The 22,039-nt window shown below is 64.3% G+C and carries 22 protein-coding genes; 13 read left to right on the top strand and 9 right to left on the bottom strand.

What is annotated here, in order from left to right; all coding sequences use genetic code 11:
• The 4 genes from AC1VVK_RS01510 to rsmI all read right to left on the bottom strand — a co-directional run bounded on the left by AC1VVK_RS01510 (window position 1) and on the right by rsmI (window position 2,990).
• Window positions 1-624 carry a DedA family protein gene (locus tag AC1VVK_RS01510; RefSeq protein WP_482904091.1) on the bottom strand — a complete coding sequence of 208 codons (624 nt, stop codon included), beginning with the start codon at window positions 622-624 and terminating at the stop codon, window positions 1-3.
• A 27-nt stretch (window positions 625-651) separates the two neighbouring features.
• Window positions 652-1,638 carry a glutathione synthase gene (gene gshB, locus AC1VVK_RS01505; protein WP_482904090.1) on the bottom strand — a complete coding sequence of 329 codons (987 nt, stop codon included), beginning with the start codon at window positions 1,636-1,638 and terminating at the stop codon, window positions 652-654.
• Between the two features lie 151 nt (window positions 1,639-1,789).
• On the bottom strand, window positions 1,790-2,152 hold the full coding sequence (locus tag AC1VVK_RS01500) for a YraN family protein (protein ID WP_482904089.1): 363 nt from the start codon (window positions 2,150-2,152) through the stop codon (window positions 1,790-1,792).
• Between the two features lie 10 nt (window positions 2,153-2,162).
• Complete coding sequence (gene rsmI, locus AC1VVK_RS01495; protein ID WP_482904088.1) at window positions 2,163-2,990, bottom strand: 16S rRNA (cytidine(1402)-2'-O)-methyltransferase; 828 nt, start codon at window positions 2,988-2,990, stop codon at window positions 2,163-2,165.
• Between the two features lie 40 nt (window positions 2,991-3,030).
• On the opposite strand from rsmI, the gene AC1VVK_RS01490 reads away from it, so the two are divergent.
• Window positions 3,031-4,206: a penicillin-binding protein activator gene (locus tag AC1VVK_RS01490; RefSeq protein ID WP_482904087.1), complete on the top strand. Its 1,176-nt coding sequence runs from the start codon at window positions 3,031-3,033 to the stop codon at window positions 4,204-4,206.
• A gap of 133 nt (window positions 4,207-4,339) precedes the next feature.
• Window positions 4,340-6,349 (top strand): DNA topoisomerase IV subunit B, encoded by a 2,010-nt coding sequence (gene parE / locus AC1VVK_RS01485; protein ID WP_482904086.1) that lies wholly within the window; start codon window positions 4,340-4,342, stop codon window positions 6,347-6,349.
• Window positions 6,350-6,376: 27 nt separating this feature from the next.
• On the opposite strand, the gene AC1VVK_RS01480 is transcribed toward parE, so the two are convergent.
• Together AC1VVK_RS01480 and AC1VVK_RS01475 are read right to left on the bottom strand one after the other, a co-directional pair.
• A complete protein-coding gene (locus AC1VVK_RS01480; RefSeq protein WP_482904085.1) occupies window positions 6,377-7,093 on the bottom strand; it encodes an NYN domain-containing protein in 717 nt (238 codons plus the stop codon).
• A gap of 15 nt (window positions 7,094-7,108) precedes the next feature.
• Complete coding sequence (locus tag AC1VVK_RS01475; protein ID WP_482905092.1) at window positions 7,109-8,296, bottom strand: glycosyltransferase family 87 protein; 1,188 nt, start codon at window positions 8,294-8,296, stop codon at window positions 7,109-7,111.
• 139 nt (window positions 8,297-8,435) lie between these two features.
• On the opposite strand from AC1VVK_RS01475, the gene AC1VVK_RS01470 reads away from it, so the two are divergent.
• The 5 genes from AC1VVK_RS01470 (at window position 8,436) to AC1VVK_RS01450 (ending at window position 12,447) form a co-directional block, all read left to right on the top strand.
• A complete protein-coding gene (locus tag AC1VVK_RS01470) occupies window positions 8,436-9,281 on the top strand; it encodes an AAA family ATPase (protein WP_482904084.1) in 846 nt (281 codons plus the stop codon).
• 111 nt (window positions 9,282-9,392) lie between these two features.
• A complete protein-coding gene (locus AC1VVK_RS01465; RefSeq protein ID WP_132385325.1) occupies window positions 9,393-9,821 on the top strand; it encodes a GFA family protein in 429 nt (142 codons plus the stop codon).
• The gene (locus AC1VVK_RS01460; protein ID WP_482904083.1) at window positions 9,766-10,719 is read left to right on the top strand and encodes a DUF817 domain-containing protein; all 954 of its coding nucleotides are present in this window, start codon (window positions 9,766-9,768) and stop codon (window positions 10,717-10,719) included. The genes AC1VVK_RS01465 and AC1VVK_RS01460 overlap by 56 nt, the downstream gene beginning before the upstream one ends.
• A gap of 191 nt (window positions 10,720-10,910) precedes the next feature.
• Window positions 10,911-12,092 carry a vWA domain-containing protein gene (locus AC1VVK_RS01455; protein ID WP_482904082.1) on the top strand — a complete coding sequence of 394 codons (1,182 nt, stop codon included), beginning with the start codon at window positions 10,911-10,913 and terminating at the stop codon, window positions 12,090-12,092.
• A 64-nt stretch (window positions 12,093-12,156) separates the two neighbouring features.
• Window positions 12,157-12,447: a hypothetical protein gene (locus AC1VVK_RS01450; RefSeq protein WP_482904081.1), complete on the top strand. Its 291-nt coding sequence runs from the start codon at window positions 12,157-12,159 to the stop codon at window positions 12,445-12,447.
• Here the strand turns inward: AC1VVK_RS01450 and AC1VVK_RS01445 are convergent.
• Both AC1VVK_RS01445 and AC1VVK_RS01440 read right to left on the bottom strand, forming a co-directional pair.
• Entirely contained in the window at window positions 12,441-13,637 is a 1,197-nt protein-coding gene (locus AC1VVK_RS01445; RefSeq protein ID WP_482905091.1) for an exo-beta-N-acetylmuramidase NamZ family protein, read from the bottom strand. The two genes, AC1VVK_RS01450 and AC1VVK_RS01445, sit on opposite strands and share 7 nt — an antisense overlap.
• Window positions 13,638-13,648: 11 nt before the next feature.
• Window positions 13,649-14,185, bottom strand: coding sequence for a DOMON-like domain-containing protein (locus AC1VVK_RS01440; RefSeq protein ID WP_482904080.1), 537 nt, complete (start codon window positions 14,183-14,185; stop codon window positions 13,649-13,651).
• 150 nt (window positions 14,186-14,335) lie between these two features.
• On the opposite strand from AC1VVK_RS01440, the gene tyrS reads away from it, so the two are divergent.
• The 6 genes from tyrS to AC1VVK_RS01410 all read left to right on the top strand — a co-directional run bounded on the left by tyrS (window position 14,336) and on the right by AC1VVK_RS01410 (window position 21,303).
• On the top strand, window positions 14,336-15,565 hold the full coding sequence (tyrS, locus tag AC1VVK_RS01435; protein ID WP_482904079.1) for a tyrosine--tRNA ligase: 1,230 nt from the start codon (window positions 14,336-14,338) through the stop codon (window positions 15,563-15,565).
• A gap of 117 nt (window positions 15,566-15,682) precedes the next feature.
• Window positions 15,683-16,021: a PilZ domain-containing protein gene (locus AC1VVK_RS01430; RefSeq protein ID WP_132385319.1), complete on the top strand. Its 339-nt coding sequence runs from the start codon at window positions 15,683-15,685 to the stop codon at window positions 16,019-16,021.
• 172 nt (window positions 16,022-16,193) lie between these two features.
• Window positions 16,194-18,308 carry a TonB-dependent receptor gene (locus AC1VVK_RS01425; RefSeq protein WP_482904078.1) on the top strand — a complete coding sequence of 705 codons (2,115 nt, stop codon included), beginning with the start codon at window positions 16,194-16,196 and terminating at the stop codon, window positions 18,306-18,308.
• Window positions 18,309-18,347: 39 nt separating this feature from the next.
• Window positions 18,348-19,682 (top strand): MFS transporter, encoded by a 1,335-nt coding sequence (locus AC1VVK_RS01420; RefSeq protein WP_482904077.1) that lies wholly within the window; start codon window positions 18,348-18,350, stop codon window positions 19,680-19,682.
• Window positions 19,682-20,599, top strand: a complete 918-nt coding sequence (gene cysK, locus AC1VVK_RS01415; RefSeq protein WP_482904076.1) for a cysteine synthase A — start codon at window positions 19,682-19,684, stop codon at window positions 20,597-20,599. The genes AC1VVK_RS01420 and cysK overlap by 1 nt, the downstream gene beginning before the upstream one ends.
• 5 nt (window positions 20,600-20,604) lie before the next feature.
• Complete coding sequence (locus tag AC1VVK_RS01410; protein ID WP_482904075.1) at window positions 20,605-21,303, top strand: dienelactone hydrolase family protein; 699 nt, start codon at window positions 20,605-20,607, stop codon at window positions 21,301-21,303.
• Window positions 21,304-21,366: 63 nt separating this feature from the next.
• Here the strand turns inward: AC1VVK_RS01410 and AC1VVK_RS01405 are convergent, their stop codons facing one another.
• Window positions 21,367-21,771, bottom strand: coding sequence for a hypothetical protein (locus AC1VVK_RS01405; protein ID WP_482904074.1), 405 nt, complete (start codon window positions 21,769-21,771; stop codon window positions 21,367-21,369).
• Between the last annotated feature and the right edge of the window lie 268 nt (window positions 21,772-22,039).

Genomic DNA, 22,039 nt, shown 5'->3' with positions numbered 1-22,039 from the left:
TCATTTTTTTACATGAAGGGGATTCTGGCCGGTCGGCTTCCAGCTCATGACGCGCCAGAGATACCAGCAGAGCGTCATTATCGCGAGCACCAGCGTACCCCAGCCGATCCACTGCCCGGCCTCCGCGAAACGGCGTCCGAGCCACTGACCGCCCATCAGCAGAAGCGTGTTCCAGACCGCCGCTCCGGCAGCCGTATAGAGAAGAAACGGCACGCGCCGCATATGCGCGAGACCCGCCGGAATCGAGATCATCGTGCGGAACATCGGCATGAAGCGCATGACGAAAACGACCCAGTGGCCCCGTCGCCGGAAGAAGTCCCCTGCCCGCTCCACATCATGCCATTCCATCGTCAGCCAGCGCCCCCAGCGGTCGACCAGCGGCCGCAACCGCTCGTAGCCAAGCCGGTCCGCGATGAGGAACAGGATGTAGTTGCCCACGGTGCAACCCAGCGTCCCGGCCAGCAGGACCGGCCAGAACGTCATCGTCCCGCGCGCCAACGCGATCCCGGCGACACCCATGATGAGTTCGGACGGGATCGGCGGCACCAGGTTTTCCAGCGCCATCAGGAAAGCGATGCCCCAGTAACCGCCACCTTCGATCAGGTGGATTACCCATTCATCCATGGCGGCATTCCCGGGGCAGGCTTACGGTCACATCGCCGCGTGGCGGATTTCGATGGCTTCCCAGATGAGTGCTCCGGTATCTGTGCCGTTGAATCGGTCTATCGCGACGATACCCGTGGGCGATGTCACATTGATTTCGGTCAGCCATTTTCCGCCAATCACGTCGATGCCGACGAATACCAGCCCGCGCGCCTTGAGTTCAGGGCCAAGCGCCGCACAGATCTCCATTTCGGTCGAAGTGAGTTCGGTCGCCTCCGCCGAGCCGCCCACTGCAAGGTTGGAGCGGAATTCGCCGGCGCCGGGGCGGCGATTGATCGCGCCCGCAACCACGCCGTCGACCAGTACGATGCGCTTGTCGCCTTCCGAAACGTCGGGAAGGAAGGGCTGGACCATGAACGGTTCGACCCAGGCGTTCTCGAACATCTCGATCAGCGCGCCGAGGTTGCTGCCGTCGGCAGGCACGCGGAACACAGCCTTGCCGCCATTGCCGTGGAGCGGCTTGATGACCAGATCGCCACCGAAACCGGCCTCGATATTGCGCTGCTGGAACAGGCGCACGTCCTCGATACGGCGGGCGATGAAGGTCGGCGGCATGAAGCGCGCGAAGTCGAGCACAAAGACCTTCTCAGGCGCGTTGCGGACCGAGGCGGGATCGTTGACCACCAGAGTCCGCCCGGCAAGCCGTTCGAGCAAGTGCGTGGCAGTGATATAGCCAAGGTCGAACGGCGGATCCTGCCGCATCAGCACCACGTCGATATCCGCGGCAAGGTCGATCAGGCGATAGTCGCCGCGCGTGAAATGCGCGCCTTCGACGCGCTGGACGGCGACCGGCGCGGCCCAGCAGGTAAGCCGACCGCCCGCGCCTTCGGAAGCGTCGTAGGCCAAGGTCCGCACGTCATAATGAAACAGAGTATGCCCGCGCTCCTGCGCAGCAAGCATCAGGGCAAAGGACGAATCGCCCGCGATGTTGATCGTTTCGAGCGGGTCCATCTGGATGGCGACGCGTAGGCTCATGGAATTCGGTTCCTCGGGAGAATCTGGGGGAGGATAACGGGGGGAACTACGGGGCGGAGGCTTAATGAAATTCGGCAAGCCGTGCGAATAATTTCGTCGCCGTTCCTCGCCCTATTTCTTCGATCGATACCGGACTTCCTACCCCCCGCTGTCACGCGAAAGGTTGCCAGGCATTGGCAATCCGTCGCGGCCAGCACCGCGGCGACAGCAGCAGGACATCAATCCTGAGGCTGTCGCCGGGTTTCTGATAGCGCGGCGCAAGCGCTTCGGCGGCCGCCGCGACACGCCGCAGCCGATAGCCATCGATCGCATGGTCGAGATCGGCCTTGCGGGCGCGCCATTTCACTTCGACGAAGCAGAGCACCCGGCCGCGCCGCGCCACCAGGTCCACTTCGCCGCGCGGCGTCTTCACCCGATCGGCAAGGATCCGCCAGCCCGACAGGCGCAAGTACCAGAGCGCGAGCGCCTCGCCCCGTCGGCCCTGCCGTTCCGCCCTTGCGCGCTGCTCGCTCACCGGATGGCGCTCACTTCAGTTCGAGCGCGCGCGCATAGAGGGTCTTGCGGTCGAGCCCGGTCGCCTTGGCCACGCTCGCCGCTGCCTGCGAGGGCTTGGCTTCCTCCAGCGCGGCGCGGAGCAGCGCATCGACGTCGACCTCCCCCATCGGCTCGTCGCCGGGCGGGCCGACCAGCAGCACGATCTCACCCTTGGGCGGATGCGCGGCATAATGCGCGATCAGCTCCTGCGGCGTGCCGCTGCGGCATTCCTCGAACTTCTTGGTCAGTTCGCGCGCGACCGCCACTTCGCGGCCCGGCAGCACCGAATCGATTGCCGCCAGCGCATCTTCAAGACGCGGCGCGGTTTCGTAGAACACCAGCGTCGCCGGAACGCGCGCCAGATCGCCCAGAACCGTCTCGCGCGCCTTGACCTTGTTGGGCAGGAAACCGGCGAACAGGAAGCGGTCGTTGGGAAGGCCGGAGAGCGTCATCGCCATGACCGCTGCATTGGCACCGGGCAGGCTGGTGACAGCAATTCCCCGCTCACGCGCGGTGCGGACCAGACGGTAGCCCGGGTCGGAAATCAGCGGAGTTCCGGCATCGCTGACCAGCGCCACCGGCTCGTTTGCCATCAGTGAGAGCAGCCGCTCGCGGTCCCCCTCCCCGGCATGATCGTCGTAGCGGATGAGGCGCTGCTTGATACCCAGGTGGTGGAGCAATTTGCCCGTTACCCGCGTATCTTCGCAAGCGACCGCACTCACGCCCCGAAGCGTCTCTACGGCGCGGACTGTAATGTCCCCAAGGTTGCCAATGGGGGTTGCCACTATGTAGAGGCCTGGCGAAAGACTGTTTTCCATTATCGGCCTCATGGCCCAAGGACTGCGGGAGCGGCAAGCAATGTTCGACAAGAGCCTGAATGGACGACCCAATCGGCGTAATTTTCTGGCCGGGGCCGCCATGGCACTGCTTGCGGGCTGCGCGGTCGTTCCCAAGGCTCCCGCGCCTGCTCCCGCACCAACGCCCGCTCCCAGCGACAACGTCGTCGCCACCGATACCGAGCGCCACCGCGTAGCCCTGCTGGTGCCCACCACGGGTCCCAATGCCGGGGTCGGCCAATCGCTGGCCAATGCGGCGAACATGGCGATCCTCGATACCGGCGCGAAGGACCTGCGGATCACGGTCTACGACACCGGCACCAACCCCGGCGAGGCCGCGCGCCGCGCGGTGACGGACGGCAACAAGCTGATCCTCGGCCCGCTGCTCGCCGACGACATCGCCGCCGTGCGCGCCGTTGCCCGGCCTGCGCGAGTGCCGCTGATCTCGTTCTCAAACGACGAGAAAGCCGCCGAGAGCGAAGTCTTCATCATCGGCAACCTGCCCGGCCAGTCGGTCGCGCGCACGGTGGCCTATGCCCGCCAACAGGGCGTTTCGAGCTTCGCCGCGCTGGTTCCGCGCGGCGAGTATGGCGAACGCGTGAGCAGTGCCCTGCTCGCGTCGGTACGCGCCAGTGGCGGCACCGTGCTGGCCATGGAGCCCTATGACCGTACCGCCGCCTCGATCAGCGCCGCAGCGACGCGGATCAAGGCCAAGGGCGGCTTCGGCGCACTGTTGATCGCCGACAGCGGCGGCCTCTCCTCACGCGCCGCCACCACGTTCCGCACCGGAGGCGGCACCGGCACGGTCCGCCTGCTCGGCACCGAACTCTGGAGCGGCGAAAAGGAACTGACGACCACTCCGGCCCTGAACGGCGCCTGGTTCGCCACAGTGTCGGACACCCGCTTCGGCCAGTTCGCCAAGAGCTACCGCGCGCGGTTCGGCGCCCAGCCCTTCCGCATCGCCACGCTCGGTTACGATGCGGTGCTGCTGACCCTGCGTGTCTCGCGCGCATGGAAGCCTGGAGCGATCTTCCCGACGGCGGACATGTTTGCGCCCGACGGATTCCTGGGCGTCGACGGTGCCTTCCGCTTCAACCGCAACGGTCTGATCGAGCGCGCGCTGGAAGTGCGCGCGGTGGAGAGCGGCGGCGTCAAGGTGATCGACGCCGCGCCGACCGGGTTCGCCAAGGGCAAATAATCGCGAGCGGAGGCACCGTCGGCCGGCTGCCTCCGCATTTTGTTCCCTTTTTCTTCTCCATTCAACCAAACCCCTGCGGATAAGCACAAGCGCCTGCTTGATCGCTGATTCCGGGCCTGCCTATAGTCCGCCCATGTCCGATGACCTCTTCGACAAGCTCCCCTCCGCCGCAGGGGAAACCTATGACGGTTCCGCGATCGAGGTGCTGGAGGGGCTGGAGCCCGTCCGCCGCCGTCCGGGCATGTATATCGGCGGCACCGATGAGCGCGCGCTGCATCACCTTGCCGCCGAAGTGCTCGACAACGCGATGGACGAGGCTGTCGCCGGTCACGCCAACCGTATCGAAGTGACGCTGGAAGAGGAGCCGGGCACCGCCGGGCGCCTCACCATCACCGACAACGGACGTGGCATCCCGGTCGACGAGCACCCCAAGTTCCCGGGCAAGTCGGCGCTGGAGGTCATCCTCTCCACGCTGCACTCGGGCGGCAAGTTTTCCGGCAAGGCCTATGCCACGTCGGGCGGCCTCCACGGCGTCGGCATCTCGGTGGTGAACGCGCTCTCGGTGAAGACCCGCATCGAAGTTGCGCGCAACAAGGAACTGTTCGCGCAGGAATTCTCGCGCGGGCAGACGCTTGGCCCGCTCCAGAAAGTCGGCGCGGCGCCCAACCGGCGCGGTACGGCCGTGACCTTCACGCCCGATCCCGAAATCTTTGGCGACCAGAAGTTCAAGCCCGCCCGCCTCTTCAAGCTGGTCCGCTCCAAGGCCTACCTTTTCGCCGGCGTCGAGATCCGCTGGAAATGCGCGCCCTCGCTTACCTCCGAAGAGGTGCCGGCAGAGGCGACGTTCCAGTTCCCCGGCGGTTTGGCCGACCATCTGGCCGAGCAAATCGGCGGCCGCGAATGCGTGACCACGCAGTTCTTCTCCGGCACGCAGGATTTCCCGCGCGGCGATGACGGTTCCGAACAGGGCCGCGTCGAATGGGCGATCGCCTGGCCGCTCTATTCCGACGGTTCCTATTCCTGGTACTGCAACACCATTCCGACCCCGGATGGCGGCACCCACGAACAGGGCCTGCGTGCGGCGCTGACTAAGGGCATCCGCGCTTTCGCGGACCTTGTGGGGCAGGCGAAGAAGGCCAAGGACATCACTCCGGACGACGTGGTGACGGGCAGCGAGGTCATGCTCTCGGTCTTCGTCCGCGACCCCCAGTTCCAGAGCCAGACGAAGGACCGACTGACCAGCCCCGAGGCCGCGCGCCTTGTCGAAGCGGCGATGCGCGATCACTTCGATCACTTCCTGACCGACAACATGGAGCGCGGCAAGGCGCTGCTCGGCTCGATCATGGAGCGCATGGATGAGCGGCTTCGCAGAAAAGCGGAGCGCGAGGTCAAGCGCAAGACCGCCACCAATGCCAAGAAGCTGCGCCTGCCCGGCAAGCTCACCGACTGTTCGGGTGAAGGCGATGGCGAGACCGAACTGTTCATCGTCGAAGGCGATTCGGCAGGCGGATCGGCCAAGCAGGCGCGTGACCGCAAGACGCAGGCGATCCTGCCGATCCGTGGCAAGATCCTCAATGTCGCCAGCGCCACCAACGACAAGATCCGCGCCAATCAGGAAATCGCGGACCTTGGCCTCGCACTCGGCTGCGGCACCCGCAAGGACTGCAACGCGGACGACTTGCGCTACGACCGCATCGTCATCATGACCGACGCCGACGTCGACGGCGCCCACATCGCGACGCTGCTGATGACGTTCTTCTTCCAGGAGATGCCGGACATCGTGCGGCGCGGGCACCTCTACCTTGCCCAGCCGCCGCTCTACCGCCTGACGGCGGGTTCGACCTCGGCCTATGCCCGCGACGATGCGCACCGCGCCGAGCTGGAAAAGACCGTGTTCAAGGGCAAGAAGGTCGAAGTCGGCCGCTTCAAGGGCCTTGGCGAGATGAACCCGCAGCAGCTGCGGGAGACGACGATGAGCCCGGCCTCGCGCTCGCTGATCCGGATCACCCTGCCGCCCGAATACGAGGACCGCGCGGCGGTGAAGGACCTTGTCGACCGCCTGATGGGCCGCAATCCCGAACACCGCTTCCAGTTCATCCAGAACCGCGCAGGCGAGATCGATCCGGAACTGATCGACGCGTGAGGCTTAGGCGGGCACTGCTCGCCAGCCTCAGCGCATCCGCTTGATGAACAACCCGCTGTCGCGCATTTCCGTCGCGAAGTTGGGAAGTGTCTTCACCAGTTCCGACAGGCGCGAGAAACCATAGCTGCGGGCATCGAAGCTGGACCGGTTGGCAACGCGCTGGCCGACTTCCGAGAGACTGGCATAGCCGTTCTCGTCACGCTTGCTGGCCTTCCAGCCCTCGCCGATGAGCTTGACCAGATCGGCGTCGATGGGCGGCACAGTGGTCTCGCCCGGCGTCTCGTCCTCATCGGCGGCGGGTAGCGCGGCAAGGTCGATGAACCGGGTGCAGGCCTCGCGAAATGCCTCGGGCGTGCGGCTCGTGCCGAAGCCATAGACCGGCGTGCCTTTCTGGCGGATGCGGATGGCGAGCGGCATGAAATCGCTGTCGCTGGTCATCAGGCCGAAGCCGTCGACATGGCCATCGTAAAGCAGGTCCATCGCGTCGATCGTCATTTTCATGTCGGTCGCGTTCTTGCCCTTGGTCACGTCGAACTGCTGCTGCGGTTCCAGCGCGTGACGGTGGACGAGTTTGGACCATCCCTTGAGCGAAGCCTTGCTCCAGTTCCCGTAGACGCGCCGGACATTGACCGAGCCGAGATCGCCGAGGATGGTCAGCGCCGCCTCAAGGTGACTGGGCGAGGCATTGTCGGCATCGATCAGCAGGGCAATGTTGCGCGCGGCGCGGGGCTTGTTCTCGGGCACCTCAGGCTCCTTCGTTCAGGGCTGCTCCTCGTCGTCATGCGACTTGGGTCTGGAGTTGGCCCGGCGCCAGACTATCGCGAAGAATGCGGCCAGCACCAGCGGCATGATCGGAACCGAAAAGTTCAGCGCCAACGGCCGCGCGAAAGCGGGGGCGACGAACGTCAGCAGCAGTACCAGCTTCTCGTAAGGCGCAAAGCCGGTTCGCCGCCCCTCGCCCGCCAGCCAGAGCATCGGGAACGCCAGCAAAACCATGTCGTAATCGAGCACGAAGGGCGTCGCCAATGGCGCTCCGGCCAGCACAAGCGAGGCCAACGCGGGCCGCCAGCCCTTGGTCCACGCCGCGACAACAACCAGCGCCGCTACGGCAAGGGCAACCAGCCCTTGCACCCCGTAAGCCGCCCAAACCGGCGCCCCGAGCAGCCGCAGCGCTGCGAACGGGCTCACCATCTTGCCGAAACCTACCGCGCCTTCCGCCATGGCAGCCTGCGCGCGGTCGCTTGCCGCAAGCCAGTGCAGCCATGTTTCAGAGCCGAAGGCCAGCGCCGACAGTCCCGCGAGCGCCAGTGCCGTCACGACCGCGACGCCGATCACTTTCCACTCACGCGAAGCGATCAGCGCCAGCGGAACCAGCAACCCGAATTGCGGCTTGATCGTCGCCAGTCCCAGGCAAAGCCCCGCCAGCAAAGGCTGCCGGCGAACCATAAGCACGCCGGTCCCGAGCAACGCCGCAACAAGCCATGAGGTCTGCCCATGCGTCACCACAATCGGCATCGCCGGGAATGCCACCATCAGCAGCGCCAGTGGTTCTCCGATCTCGGCATTTCGCCACCAGACCCGCACCGCCGCCGCATAGAGCGCGCCCGTCGCCAGCAGCCACGCCGCCAGCGCGGGAAAATATCCCAGCCAACCGAGCGGCCAGCACAGCGGCAGGAACAAGGGCGGATAGAAGAACGCGGTGTAGCCGCCCGGCGACGCAAACCATGCCTGCTGCGCCGCGATATGCGCCGCCGCGTCGTATGGATCGCCGTGCGCGATCAGCATCCGCCCGGTGGTCCAGAAGCTGATGAAATCGCTGCCGAGCAGGAAGCCGTTGGCATCAACCCCGCCGTGCGCTGTCACCAGTAGCCAGGCCAGCATGGCCAGATTGAGCCCGGCCAGTAGACGCAGGTATCCCCGCACCCGGTCCGCGCCCAGCCAGTTCATTTCGCGCAAGAATCCAGCCCCCATGCGCCGCTGATTGCAACGCCCCGGCGGCGAAGTCCATGCCCTCGACTGCCCGCTTGCCATGCTGCGACGCAAAACTTAGGGATTAACCGAATAGTTAAACAACGGGACAGGCCGAATGCAGCGTTTCGAAGGCACCAGCAGCTACGTCGCCACCGACGACCTGAAAGTCGCGGTCAACGCCGCCGTCCTGCTGCGCCGCCCCCTGCTGGTAAAAGGGGAGCCCGGCACAGGCAAGACGGTGCTGGCCGAACAGATCGCCGCTTCTCTCGACGCGCCGCTCATCACCTGGAACGTCAAGTCCACCACCAAGGCGCATCAGGGCCTCTACGAATACGACGCCGTCGGCCGCCTGCGCGACGGCCAGCTGGGCGATGCCCGCGTCCACGACATCAACAACTACATCCGCAAGGGCAAGCTGTGGGAGGCCTTCACCTCACCCCGGCTGCCCGTCCTGCTGATCGACGAGATCGACAAGGCCGACATCGAATTCCCCAACGACCTTCTGGCCGAACTCGATCGCATGGCTTTCGATGTCTACGAGACTGGCGAGCACGTCGCGGCGAAGGAGCGCCCGATCGTGGTCATCACATCCAACAACGAGAAGGACCTGCCGGACGCTTTCCTGCGCCGCTGCTTCTTCCACTATATCAAGTTTCCCGAGCGCGAGACGATGCAGGCCATCGTCGACGTGCACTTCCCCGGCATCCAGAAGACCCTCGTCACCAAGGCGATGGAGATCTTCTACGAACTGCGCGAAGTGCCCGGCCTCAAGAAGAAGCCTTCCACCAGCGAACTCCTCGACTGGCTGAAGCTGCTGCTGAGCGAGGACATGCCGCTGGAGGTCCTCCAGAATCAGGACCCGGCCAAGGCGATCCCGCCGCTGCACGGCGCGCTGCTGAAGAACGAGCAGGACGTCATGCTGTTCGAAAGGCTCGCTTTCATGGCCCGCCGGGGAAGCTGACTTTCCCCGCTTCGCATTTTCTTCCAGGTATCCATCAGGCCATCGACACGGAAATTCCGGCCAGATATCGATTGCCGCTGATGTCGCCAGAAGTGAGGAAAGCCTGACCCAATGACAGCACCCTATCCCGGCCGCTGCGCCTGCGGCGCCGTCACGCTCGAAATTTCGGGCGAGCCGATTGCCACGCGTCAGTGCTGGTGCCGCCAGTGCCAGCAGCTTGCGGCAGGCGGTCCGACCAACAATGCTATCTTCAAGGCCGAAGATATCGCCATCGAGGGCGATCTCGCGTCTTCCACATGGACAGCGGCGAGCGGCAATACGCTGACGTTCCACTTCTGCCCCAAGTGCGGAACGCAGATATTCGCACAAAGCTCGGCGCGTCCCCATCTCAAGACCATGCGCCTTGGCGCGCTGGACGCAGGCCATGGCCTGAGGCCGGAAGCCGTGATCTGGACCGACGACGCGCCGGAATGGGCGCACTTCGATGCCGCGCTGCAAATATGGCCGCAGCAGCCGCCACCACCACCCTCTCCGGCATGATTTTGCCGTGACCAGGGGCTCGCAGACCCGTTTCGCGGCGATCCGCGCGCGGCTCGAAGCGTTCGAGCCGCGTCCCGGTTGGCGGGCGTGGCTTTATGAGTTCCTGCTGTTCGGCTTCAAGCAAGGCTGGGCCTGCCTGTTCGGCGGTTTGCTGCTGGCGCTGCTGGTCGCCACGCATCTGTTCTATCCCGCGCAAGCGCCGCTGGCCCGCTACGATTTCCTGGCGCTCGCCGCGCTGACAATCCAGATCGCAATGCTGACACTGCGGCTTGAGACGATGGACGAGGCGAAAGTCATTCTCGCTTTCCATGTCGTCGGCACCGTGATGGAACTGTTCAAGACCGCGCACGGGTCATGGGAATATCCCGAGGCGAACATGCTGCGGATCGGCGGCGTTCCGCTGTTTTCGGGCTTCATGTATGCCGCCGTCGGCAGCTATATCGCCCGCGTCTGGCGCATCTTCGATTTTCGCTTCACGGGTTATCCGGCCGAAGCCGTCTCGGTGGCGTTGGCCGTGGCAATCTACGTCAATTTCTTCGCGCATCACTGGCTTCCGGACATTCGCCTTGGGCTCTTCGCCGTCCTCGGCGCGCTGTTCCTGCGCACGCGGATCTGGTTTCGGGTCTGGCGAGAGGATCGCTGGATGCCGCTACTGCTCGGGTGGTTTCTTGTCGCGCTGTTCATCTGGTTCGCCGAAAACCTCGCGACCTTCTCGCAGGCGTGGATCTATCCCAGCCAGCGAAATGGCTGGACCATGGTGCACTGGAGCAAGCTCGGCGCGTGGTACCTGCTGATGTATATCTCCTTCGTGCTGGTCGCGCTGGTGCATCGGCCCAGATCGCGCGAGGGCCGCGCGGTTTCCTACGGCACCACGGGTGGTGTAGGTTCGCAATCATGAACCTCGCACGCTCCCTCCGCTCGGTAACTTGGCCAAAAAAGGCATCGGTACAAAGTGACACCGAGGCGGTGTTATCAGGTTTTGAAAAGTCACACAGGCATATGCAAAGTGACAGGTAACACATTGATTTCACAACAAGGTGACAGATCGCTTCATCCCGGCTTTCGTGTCAACCGGAGCGGAGCCACACCATGCTGCTGAACTTCGTGGAGGAACTGCGCGCGGCGGGGATCCCGGCCTCGCTCAAGGAGCATCTGGTGCTGCTGGAAGCGCTGGACCGCGAGGTGATCGAGCGGACGCCGGAGGCGTTCTACTACCTCAGCCGCGCCACTTTCGTGAAGGATGAAGGCCTGCTCGACCGGTTCGACCAGGTGTTCCAGAGGGTCTTCAAGGGCGTGTTCAGCGACTACGGCCAGCAGCCGGTCGATATTCCTGAGGACTGGCTGAAGAAAGTGGCCGAGCGCTACTTCTCGGACGAGGAAATGGAGCAGATCAAGGCGCTCGGCTCCTGGGACGAGATCATGGAAACGCTCAAGAAGCGTCTGGAAGAACAGGAAAAACGCCATTCCGGCGGCAACAAGTGGATCGGCACCAACGGCACTTCGCCGTTCGGTCATGCCGGCTACAATCCGGAAGGCATCCGGATCGGCGGAGAAGGCAAACACGGCCGCGCGATCAAGGTCTGGGAGAAGCGCGAGTTCGCCAATCTTGACAACACCCGCGAACTGGGCACGCGCAACATCAAGGTGGCGCTGCGGCGCCTGCGCCGCTTCGCGCGCGAGGGTGCTGTCGAGGAACTGGATCTCGACGCCACCATCTCCGGCACCGCGCGGCAGGGTTGGCTTGATATCCGCATGCGGCCCGAGCGGCACAATGCGGTGAAAGTGCTGCTGTTCCTCGATGTCGGTGGATCGATGGACCCGTACATCCAACTGATGGAAGAGCTGTTCAGCGCCGCCAGCGCCGAGTTCAAGAACATGGAGTTCTTCTACTTCCACAACTGCCTCTACGAAGGCGTGTGGAAGGACAATCGCCGCCGCTGGTCGCAGCGCACGCCGACCTGGGATTTGCTCCACAAGTTCGGGCATGACTACAAGGTGATCTTCGTCGGTGATGCAGCGATGAGCCCTTACGAGGTCAGCCATCCGGGCGGCTCGGTGGAGCACATGAACGATGAAGCCGGCGCGGTCTGGCTCCAGCGCGTGGCGCAGACCTATCCGGCCACCGTCTGGCTCAACCCCACGCCCGAGATCCAGTGGGGCTATTCCAGCTCCACGCGGATGATCCGCGACCTGATGGGCGGCGCGATGTTCCCGCTGACGCTGGACGGGCTGGACGCGGCGATGCGGGAACTGACGCGCAAGAAGGCATGACGGGCTTGCCTACATCTTGGGACGGGAGGATGATGCGGCGGTAACCGGAAACGGGAGTGCGACGATGAAGGACATTGCACTAATTCTTGTCATGGGTGCCCTGACGATGGGCGCGACACCTTCAACGGGTGCAGGCAAGGCTCCGGCCGCCAAGGCTAAATGCGGCTATACCATTCAGCGTGCCAATGAGGCGGCGGGGCATGGCACACCCCGCTCCAATGACGACAAGCCGGGAATGATCCGCGCGGTCGACACACGCCTGGCGGGTTGCCCGGTTCTCGTGCTCGCCGACGGCAAGATGATGGCGCCCCCACCCGTTGCCGATGGGAAAGCGGCCTTGTCGCCCGCTCAGTAGAGCAGCAGGTCCGCGATCTCGGTTTTCCACGCGGCTTCGTCGGCACCGGCCGCCGCATCGAGATCCTCGGGAAGCGATGAGGGATTGTCGACCCACTCCCGCAGGCCGGGGCCGCCGTTGATGACGTCGATGGCAAGGCGCGTGAACTCGTACTCGTACGGGAAGTCGCGCCAGATCGGATAGTCCGGATAGAGGTTACGGATCGCCTTGAACGCCAGCGCCTGAAGTCGCCACGGGCGGAAGGCATGGTGATCGTAGAACTTGCCTTCGGCGTGGATCATCAAGCCGCTGCACAGGGTCTTGGCATGCTTGTGGAAGGTCGGCTCAAACCAGCATTCGCGCAGGGCGCAGCCTTCGAGCCATTCAGGCGCAAAACGCTGCATCTCGGCCAGAACCGCCTTGGCATCGATATCGGGCGCGCCAAACAGCACTTCCAGCGGGCGCGTGGTGCCGCGACCTTCCGAAAGCGTCGCGCCCTCGATCATCACTGTGCCGGCATAGGCGCGGGCCATGTTGAGATCGGCCGCGTTGGGGCTGGGATTGATCCAGATGCGGTCCTGCGGCCAGCCGAAGCCGGGGCCTTCGGGCTCCCAGCCTTCCATCGCGATCACGCGGTAATCGACATCGAGCTTGAAGTGACGGACGAACCAGTGGCCCATCTCGCCCAGCGTCAGGCCATGGCGCATCGGCATCGGGCCGGCACCGACGAAGCTCTCCTGCCCGGGCAGCAGAGTCAGCCCCTCGACCGGGCGGCCGGCGGGGTTGGGACGATCGAGCACCCAGACGCTCTTGCCCCGCTTCTCGGCCGCTTCGAGCAGATAGAGCAGCGTCGTCACGAAAGTGTAGATGCGGCAGCCGAGGTCCTGAAGGTCGAACAGGAACACATCGGCGCTGTCCATCATCGCCTCGCTCGGGCGGCGGACTTCGCCGTAGAGGCTGTAGATCGGAATGCCGTAAGCCGGGTCCAGCTCGTCGGCAGTCTCGACCATGTTGTCCTGCTTGTCACCCTTCAGTCCATGCTGGGGACCGAAGGCGCTCGTCACATTCACGCCCGCCGCGATCAGCGCGTCGAGCGAATGGACGAGATCCTCGGTCACCGAGGCGGGATGCGCAACAAGCGCCACGCGGCGCCCTACGAGAGGCGCACGCAGTTCAGGATCCGCCAGCAGGCGGTCGATGCCGAATTTCACAGGGCCGAATTTCATGAACCGATCGGTGCCGCAAGCTCGAGCGTGAAGCAAGACGGATCGTGGAAGTCAGGCTCGTCCCTGCTGTGGGAAAGCGCCCAGTAGCTCTTAACGCCGCCCTCTTCCTCGATCACCGCCGTGAACCCGTAGTTCAGCGGCAGCGCGGGCAGCCCGGCCGCGGGTATGGCGGCGTCGAAGATTGCGATGTCCGAACCCTTGCGCATGGTGCAGTCGGGCTCGCGCGGCATCGACCGCTCGGCCATGCCTTGGCGGCGGCCGGTGAAGTCATAGACGTTCCAGCGCTCGGACGGGGAAAGGTTGATCTCGACATAGGACGGGCCGCCGGGCGGCTGAAGGAACAGCTCGAAACAGGTGGTCTGCCAAAGACCTTCCGCCCGGCCCTTGCCCGCGAAAGCCGGCACCACCAGCTTGCCAGCGCCGAGAATACGCCAGCGCACGCGCAGCCAGCTCTCGTCGAAACCGATCACACGCGTTTCGATACTGCGGACAAGGACAGGAGGATGTGCCGGGTGGCAGGTCAGGTCGGCCATGTGGGCATCCGTAGAGGGCTGCCTATCCGCCTGACAATCCGGATTCGGCCGGATGTCACCACGAAAGCGACCAACCGCTTTCGCTTGGCTGCTTCATCTTGAGCCTTTCGCATGCTAGGCGCCCGGCTCCCATTAACGAAAAGCACGGTCATGACTTACAAATCTTCCCTGCTCCGCGTCCTCGAAGAGCGCGGCTACATCCACCAGACGACGGATGCCGAGGGCCTTGACGCTCTCGCAGAGAAGCAGGTCGTGCCGGGCTATATCGGCTTCGACGCCACGGCGGCGTCGCTCCACATCGGCAGCCTCGTGCAGATCATGATGCTGCGCCGCCTACAGCAGACCGGCCACAAGCCCATCGTGCTGATGGGCGGCGGCACCACGCGCATCGGCGATCCCACCGGTCGCGACGAGAGCCGCAAGATGCTGTCCGACGAAACGATCGAGACCAATATCAAGGGCATCTTCTCGATCTTCTCGCGCCTGCTGAAGTTCGGCGACGGCCCCACCGACGCAATCATGGTTAACAATCAGGACTGGCTGGGCCAGCTTGGCTACATCCAGCTGCTGCAAGAAGTGGGTACTCACTTCACGGTGAACCGGATGCTCTCGTTCGATTCGGTCAAGCTGCGCCTTGAACGCGAACAGCCGATGACCTTCCTCGAATTCAACTACATGATCCTGCAGGGCTACGACTTCCGTCACCTGTGCAAGGACAAGGACGTCCGCCTGCAGATGGGTGGCTCCGACCAGTGGGGCAACATCATCAACGGCGTCGAACTGACCCGCCGCATGGACAGCAAGGAAGTCTTCGGCCTGACGACGCCGCTGCTCACCACGGCGGATGGCGCCAAGATGGGCAAGTCGGCCGCCGGCGCGGTCTGGCTCAACGAAGAGATGCTGCCCAGCTACGACTTCTGGCAGTACTGGCGCAATTGCGACGACCGCGACGTGGGCAAGTTCCTGCGCCTGTTCACCGACCTGCCGCTGGATGAGATCGCCCGCCTCGAAGCCCTCGAAGGCGCTGCGATCAACGATGCCAAGGTCGTGCTCGCCAACGAAGTGACCAAGCTCTGCCGCGGCGAGGATGCCGCCGTGGCTGCCGAAGCAACGGCCAAGGCGACGTTCGCAGGCGGCGGCATGGGCGACGATCTGCCGACGCTGGACGTGACGGGCGAAGGCGTGCGGCTCGGCGCGGCGCTCACCGAACTGGGCTTCACCGCGTCTAATGGCGAGGCGAAGCGCAAGATCGGCGAAGGCGCCGTCCGTCTGGACGACGTCCTCATGAACGATCCGGGTTTCCTGATCGAAGTGGCTGCCGGGGAAACCCGCAAGCTCAGCCTCGGCAAGAAGAAGCACGCGATCCTGCGCAACGCTTGATCGCAGGTGAAGCACCATTGAACCCGGCAGGACGGCAAAATTCTGCCGGGTTTACGGATTGTTTGCCATTTTGATGCACTGTGTCCCCTCACGGTCACAACCAGAGGCTAAATGGACATGAGTGCAGGAGCACAGCTCTCTGTAACCGACAAGCGGCGGGCGGCTCGCCATCCTGTCGATCACAAGCTGATTGCCGAGCATCGCCAGATGGGCGACGTTCATCTGCATATCATCAACCTTTCGGCTCAGGGCTTCATGTCCAAGGGCGAACTCCCTCTGGATCGCGGAGAGCGCCTCGTCATGCGCCTTCCGGTCATCGGCAGGATCGAAGCGCACATGATCTGGTCGCACGAGGGCCGTTCAGGCTTTCAGTTCGAGCGGATCATCCGCATCGACGATTTCCTAAAGCTGGTGGACACCGCCCAGCCCAACCCCCGACTGCGCCCACGCCGCTGAGCGCCCGCCCTGTCGGGCACTCCTTCAAGCCATTGGCGAAGCACGAAGACGCCGCGTGGACTAGTTCCGCGCGGCGTCTTCGTGTGGCGTTCGCGCCGCATCGCAACATGAAATTTCCGTCATGTGCGATTGGCACTTGATATAGTATATCATCACCCTTAGCCAAGTCGCCATGACGACGCCTCAAGCCCGAATCGCCCTGCTGGCCTCCGCCGGCGCCCTGGCCACCGCAGCCTTGCTCGCCGTCCCCGGCACGGCGTACGCCGAGACGGCCGCCGCTCCGGCTGCCGCCGACGACAGTTCGCATCCGCAGGAGAGCGGCCCTGAGATCATCGTTTCCGGACGCGTGATCTCGGGCAATGCTGATCCGATCAATGCACCGGTGGTGCTGACCGGAGACAGCCTCACGCGCGATCTGAAGCCTCAGATCGGCGAGATGCTGGCAAGCCTTCCCGGCGTTTCGAGCAGCGGCTTTGCGCCCGGCGTCTCACGCCCGGTGCTGCGCGGCTTCGACGGTCCGCGCGTTCAGGTTCTGCTCGACGGTATCGGTTCGCTCGATGCCTCATCGGTCTCGGCTGACCACGCGGTTTCGCTCGACACGCTCAATATCGAACGCGTCGAAGTGCTCCACGGCCCGCGCGTTCTGCTCTACGCCAGCGATCCTTCTGGCGGCGTGGTGAATGCGGTGGACAAGCGCATTCCGCATCAGGTTCCCGACAAGGCCTTCACCGTTGACGCACTCGGCTCCTACGGCACGGCGGCGAACATGGTGAACGGCGGGATTGCCGCCGATGTGCGCCTCGCCAGCCGCCTCGTTGCCCATCTGAACGCCTCATACAACCACAGCGATGATCTCAATATCGGCGGCTATGTTCTCTCGCCCGAACTGCGCGCGCAGACCCTGACGCAGGCGAGCGACCTTTCCGCCGCCGGCGATGCCGTGGGCGCCGCAACGCTGACCGCGCAGGCCAACAGCAAGGGCAAGCTCACCAATAGCGGCACCGAAGGCTGGACAGTGGGCGGCGGCCTCGCCTTCATCGACGATGGCGGCGATATCGGCGTTTCCGTGCAGCGCCTTGCCAATGACTACGGCATTCCGCCGCGCCCCTCGACCGACCCGGATTCGACCAGCATCTCGCTGCGCCAGACCCGTGTGGACTTGCGCGCAGGCCTCAACCTCACCGGCTTCCTCAAGCGCCTCGAAGTGCGCGGCGCCTATGGCGACTATGAGCACGCCGAAATCGAGGACGGCAACATCGGCACCCAGTTCAACAACAAGGCCGTCGAGGTCCGCCTTCAAGCCGACCAGGAAAAGCACGGGATCTGGAGCGGATCGAGCGGTGTTCAGTACTCCTCCTCGCGGCTCTCCATCAGCGGCGACGAATCGCTGCTGCCGGATAACAACACCGATCGTTTCGCGGTCTTCACGCTCCAGCAGTTCGAAGTGGGCCGCTTCGACCTCGAAGGCGCCCTGCGCTACGAAAACACCCAGATCCGCACGATCCCCGACGGCGACCAGCGCAACTTCGATCAATACGCGGCAGTCGGCGGCGTCGCCTGGCATGCGACCGACACGCTGACTTTCTCGGCCAACTTCTCGCACGGCGAACGTGCGCCTTCGGCCGAGGAACTCTTTGTCGACGGCCTGCACGATGCCACCCAGTCCTACGAGCGCGGCGATCCGAACTTCACGGTCGAGCGCAGCAACGGCGTCGAGGCAGGCATGCGCTACAATGGCGACGCGGTGGTCGGCTCGGTGACCCTCTACGGCATCAATTTCGATAACTTCATCACGGCCGTACCCACCGGCGAGATAATTCAGGACTTCCCGGTCTATCAGTATATCCAGGCCCCTGCCCGCTTCCGCGGCGTCGAGGCCGAGGGCGCTATCACGTTCGCACGCTGGGGCGACAATTCGCTGAAGGCCGACGCTGGCGTCGACTATACCCATGCCAAGCTGGTCGATATGGGACCAGTGCCGCGCATTCCGCCGCTGCGCACCCGTGGTGGTCTGGAATTCGACTCGCCCGCCGTCACCTTGCGCAGCGAAGTCGAATGGAACGCCAAGCAGAGCCGCGTCACCGAGAACGAGAACCCGACGAGCGCCTTCACGCTGGTCAACCTCAGCGCGACCTGGCGCCCGCTGGGCGAACATGGCCCGCTGTCACTGATCCTCGCAGCCGACAATCTCTTCGATGTCACCGGCCGCCTTGCCGCTTCGGAAACGCGTGACTTCGTGCCCATCTCCGGGCGCGACGTGCGGCTCACCGCGCGGTTTACTTATTGACTGCAAACATAACCTTTCGAGAAAGATCGGCGGCATGACTTGGCAAGGCCGGGTCATGCTGCCATGCAGCCGGTCGTGAATACGCCCTCGTCTCCCCCGCATTCCTCGGGCGCCGCCGCGCGGCCCACTTCGCCGCTTCGCATCGCCGATTATCGCAAGTTCTGGCTTGCCCGCTTCTTCGCGGTACTCGCCTCGACCGGTATGGTCGTCATCATCGGCTACCAGCTCTACGACGTTGCCCGCAGCGACTATGGCATGTCGATCACGCAGGCATCCTTCCAACTGGGCCTGCTGGGCTTCGCGCAGTTCCTGCCGATCTTCCTGCTGACCCCGGTCTCGGGCGTCATCGCCGACAGGTTCGACCGCCGCCGCGTGGCCGGTCTGGCGATAGCAGTCGACATTCTGGTAGCGATCGGTCTGGGCATCGCGACTACGCTTGAATGGCGCAGCCTGCCGGTGCTTTACATGTTCGCGGCAGTGCACGGAGCGGTGCGCGTATTCGTCGGCCCGTCGATGAGCGCAATCGCACCCAATATCGTTCCCGCCGAACTGATCCCCCGCGCCATCGGTTTCAACTCGATCGCCATGCAGGCCGGCACGATCATCGGACCGGCAGCCTTCGGCTTCCTTTTCGCGAGGCACCACGCGCTCCCTTACTGGATCGCGGCCGTCCTGATGGCGCTCTCGGCGATCAGCATCCTCGCCATCCGCAATCTTCCGCCGCTAGCGAAGGACGCGCGAAAGGCCCACCCGCTGCGCCAGATCGTCGATGGCTTCCATTTCATCTGGCATGAACGCTTCCTGCTCGGTTGTATCACGCTCGACCTTTTCGCGGTCCTGCTGGGCGGTGCCACTGCTCTAATGCCGGTCTTCGCGCGCGACATCCTGCACGTGGGGCCGGAAGGCCTTGGCCAGATGCGCGCCGCAACGGCGGCCGGCGCGGCCGTGGTCGCCCTCTGGCTCTCGTTCCGCCCGCTGGCGAAGAACGTCGGCGTCAAGATGCTGCTCTCCGTCGCCGCCTATGGCGCGATGACGGTGGGCTTCGGCCTCTCGCGCAGCTTCCTGATCTCGCTGGGCTTCCTTGCCCTGCTCGGCGCTGCCGACATGATCTCTGTGTTCATCCGCAGCTCACTGGTCCAGCTGCGCACGCCGGACGACAAGCGCGGCCGCGTCTCCGCCATCTCCGGCCTTGCCATCTCCGCCTCGAACGAGCTGGGCGAGATGCAGTCGGGCGTTGCCGCCGCACTGCTCGGCGCGACGGGGGCTGTTGTCTTCGGCGGCACCGCTGCCATAGTCATTACCGCAATCTGGGCCTGGGGTTTCCCTGAGATCCGCCGGGCCCGAACCTTCGCACCACGTTGGGAGCACCACTGATGAAGGCCGACAACATCCTCGCCACCATCGGCAATACGCCGCATATCCGCGTTTCGCGGCTGTTTCCCGACCATGAAGTCTGGATCAAGGTCGAGCGCGGCAATCCCGGCGGCTCGATCAAGGACCGCATCGCGCTGGCCATGATCGAGGCTGCCGAAGCCGATGGCACGCTTTCCCCCGGCGGCACGATCATCGAGCCGACTTCGGGCAACACCGGCATCGGCCTTGCCATGGTGGCGGCGGTCAAGGGCTATAAGCTGGTCCTCGTCATGCCCGAATCGATGTCGATCGAGCGGCGCCGCCTGATGCTGGCCTATGGCGCCACGTTCGACCTGACTCCGCGCGAAAAGGGCATGAAGGGCGCCATCGAGCGCGCCAAGGAACTGATCGCGGAAACGCCCGGTTCGTGGATGCCGCAGCAGTTCGACAACCCGGCCAACGTCGCGGTCCACGCCGAAATCACCGCCCGCGAAATTCTCGCGGACTTTGTCGATACGCCCATCGATGCCCTAATTACCGGCGTCGGCACCGGCGGCCACATCACGGGCTGCGCCGAAACGCTGAAGGCCGTCTGGCCCTCGCTCAAGGCCTATGCGGTGGAGCCCACGCTGTCGCCGGTCATTTCCGGCGGCCAGCCGGGTCCGCACCCCATCCAGGGCATCGGCGCCGGCTTCATCCCGGGCAATCTTCACACCCAGGCGATCGATGGCGCGATTCAGGTCGATCCGGCGGACGCCAAGGAATGGGCACGCCGCTGCGCGACCGAGGAAGGCATGCTGGTCGGCATCAGCTCCGGCGCAACACTGGCCGCGATTGCACAGAAGCTGCCGTCGCTTCCCGCCGGTTCCCGCATTCTGGGCTTCAATTACGACACCGGCGAACGCTACCTCTCGGTGCCCGACTTCCTTCCGGAGTGACCGAAATGGAGGCGATCACCTACAACCACGCAGGGCAGACCCTTACCGGTTGGCTCGCCCGACCGGAGGGTACGCCGCGCGGGACAGTGATCGTCTTCCCCACAATCGCCAATTACGCCCCTCCCGTGGAACGCCGCGCGCGAATGCTGGCCGACCTTGGCTATCTGGCCATGGTGGCGGATTTCTACGGCGAGCCGGTGGAAAGTTTCGAAGCCTCGTTCCCGCTGGCCGAAAAGCTGCGCGCCAACGTCGATCACTATCGTGGCCGATTGGCGGCGGCGACAGCAACGCTGCGCCGGGTTCCGGGCGCGGCCCACCTGCCGATGTTCGGCATCGGCTATTGCATGGGCGGGCAGGCCGTACTCGAAGCTGCACGAGACGGGCAGGACCTGCTGGCGGCGGTGAGCTTCCATGGCACACTCGCCACGGCCAAACCGGCCAAAGCGGGCGTGGTCAAGCCGCGCATTCTCGTCTGTCACGGCGATGCCGATCCGCTGGTTCCACGCGAACAGGTTCTGGAATTCTGGGACGAGATGGATCGCGCCGGGGCCAACTGGCACTTCCATGCCTATTCCGGCGTCCGTCACGGCTTTACCGATCCGGGTAGCGCCGCGCGTGGGATCGCGGCCATCGGCTACAATGCCAGCGCAGACCGCCAGAGCTGGGCCGCCATGACAAGCCTGTTCGACGAAATCCTCGGCTGAAGCGTCTGTTCAGCACATGAAACCGTGGCCGCCAAAGCGGCGGCCACGATCGGTTCCCAAAGCTTAGCAGCCGTGAGACTTGGTGCCACCACCATCGTGGTGACCATTGTCGCCACCACCATAATGATGGTCGCTGTCGCCCCAACCATTGTGATGACCGTTATCACCGCCACCGTTGTAATGGCCGTTACCGCCACCATTGTAGTGGCCGTTGCCGCCACCATAATAGTGACCGTTATTGCCATCGTGGCGGCCATAGTTGTTGTCACTGGGCCGGTAGTCGTGATCACGACCGCCACTGCTCCCACTAAAGCCACGACCGGAGTCGCCCCTGCCGAAATAGCTGGACAGCTTGAACTTCTGGTAGTTTAGCGTGGAACTGGCAGGTCTTTGATCCGCCAGCGCAGCGGTTGGAATGCCGGCCAGCAGGCCAGCAATCGCCGCAACGACTGTCACTCGTCGGTTCATGACATTTCCCTTCCTTCTTGCGCCCCGTAAAAGCCTCTCGGCTTCCCTCCATCATGCCCGCGACGGAAAAGCCGCGGCGTCCCCGTCGAAGGCATGCCCTACCCGTTGACCGGTGACGGGGCAGGACACCGGCCTGGAGCAGCCACATATTTTCTTTGCTTCATCGTAGGACAGCGGATTTCTCACGAGAAATCAGTGCTGTCGTCCGCAGCTTTGCCTTCCCCGATGCAGCATACGAGCCGCTTGCGGCGATATGTCCGCCTGATGG

This window comes from Novosphingobium sp. BL-S-32 (genome assembly GCF_056857055.1).
This window is presented reverse-complemented; position numbering and strand designations above follow the sequence as displayed.

Bases quoted from the DNA above. Each gene is read 5' to 3' on its own strand.
- AC1VVK_RS01510 (WP_482904091.1), bottom strand. From the start codon at position 624: ATGGATGAATGGGTAATCCACCTGATCGAAGGTGGCGGTTACTGGGGC.
- gshB (WP_482904090.1), bottom strand. From the start codon at position 1,638: ATGAGCCTACGCGTCGCCATCCAGATGGACCCGCTCGAAACGATCAAC.
- rsmI (WP_482904088.1), bottom strand. From the start codon at position 2,990: ATGGAAAACAGTCTTTCGCCAGGCCTCTACATAGTGGCAACCCCCATT.
- AC1VVK_RS01490 (WP_482904087.1), top strand. From the start codon at position 3,031: ATGTTCGACAAGAGCCTGAATGGACGACCCAATCGGCGTAATTTTCTG.
- parE (WP_482904086.1), top strand. From the start codon at position 4,340: ATGTCCGATGACCTCTTCGACAAGCTCCCCTCCGCCGCAGGGGAAACC.
- AC1VVK_RS01475 (WP_482905092.1), bottom strand. From the start codon at position 8,296: ATGAACTGGCTGGGCGCGGACCGGGTGCGGGGATACCTGCGTCTACTG.
- AC1VVK_RS01470 (WP_482904084.1), top strand. From the start codon at position 8,436: ATGCAGCGTTTCGAAGGCACCAGCAGCTACGTCGCCACCGACGACCTG.
- AC1VVK_RS01465 (WP_132385325.1), top strand. From the start codon at position 9,393: ATGACAGCACCCTATCCCGGCCGCTGCGCCTGCGGCGCCGTCACGCTC.
- AC1VVK_RS01460 (WP_482904083.1), top strand. From the start codon at position 9,766: ATGCCGCGCTGCAAATATGGCCGCAGCAGCCGCCACCACCACCCTCTC.
- AC1VVK_RS01455 (WP_482904082.1), top strand. From the start codon at position 10,911: ATGCTGCTGAACTTCGTGGAGGAACTGCGCGCGGCGGGGATCCCGGCC.
- AC1VVK_RS01450 (WP_482904081.1), top strand. From the start codon at position 12,157: ATGAAGGACATTGCACTAATTCTTGTCATGGGTGCCCTGACGATGGGC.
- AC1VVK_RS01440 (WP_482904080.1), bottom strand. From the start codon at position 14,185: ATGGCCGACCTGACCTGCCACCCGGCACATCCTCCTGTCCTTGTCCGC.
- tyrS (WP_482904079.1), top strand. From the start codon at position 14,336: ATGACTTACAAATCTTCCCTGCTCCGCGTCCTCGAAGAGCGCGGCTAC.
- AC1VVK_RS01430 (WP_132385319.1), top strand. From the start codon at position 15,683: ATGAGTGCAGGAGCACAGCTCTCTGTAACCGACAAGCGGCGGGCGGCT.
- AC1VVK_RS01425 (WP_482904078.1), top strand. From the start codon at position 16,194: ATGACGACGCCTCAAGCCCGAATCGCCCTGCTGGCCTCCGCCGGCGCC.
- cysK (WP_482904076.1), top strand. From the start codon at position 19,682: ATGAAGGCCGACAACATCCTCGCCACCATCGGCAATACGCCGCATATC.
- AC1VVK_RS01410 (WP_482904075.1), top strand. From the start codon at position 20,605: ATGGAGGCGATCACCTACAACCACGCAGGGCAGACCCTTACCGGTTGG.
- AC1VVK_RS01405 (WP_482904074.1), bottom strand. From the start codon at position 21,771: ATGAACCGACGAGTGACAGTCGTTGCGGCGATTGCTGGCCTGCTGGCC.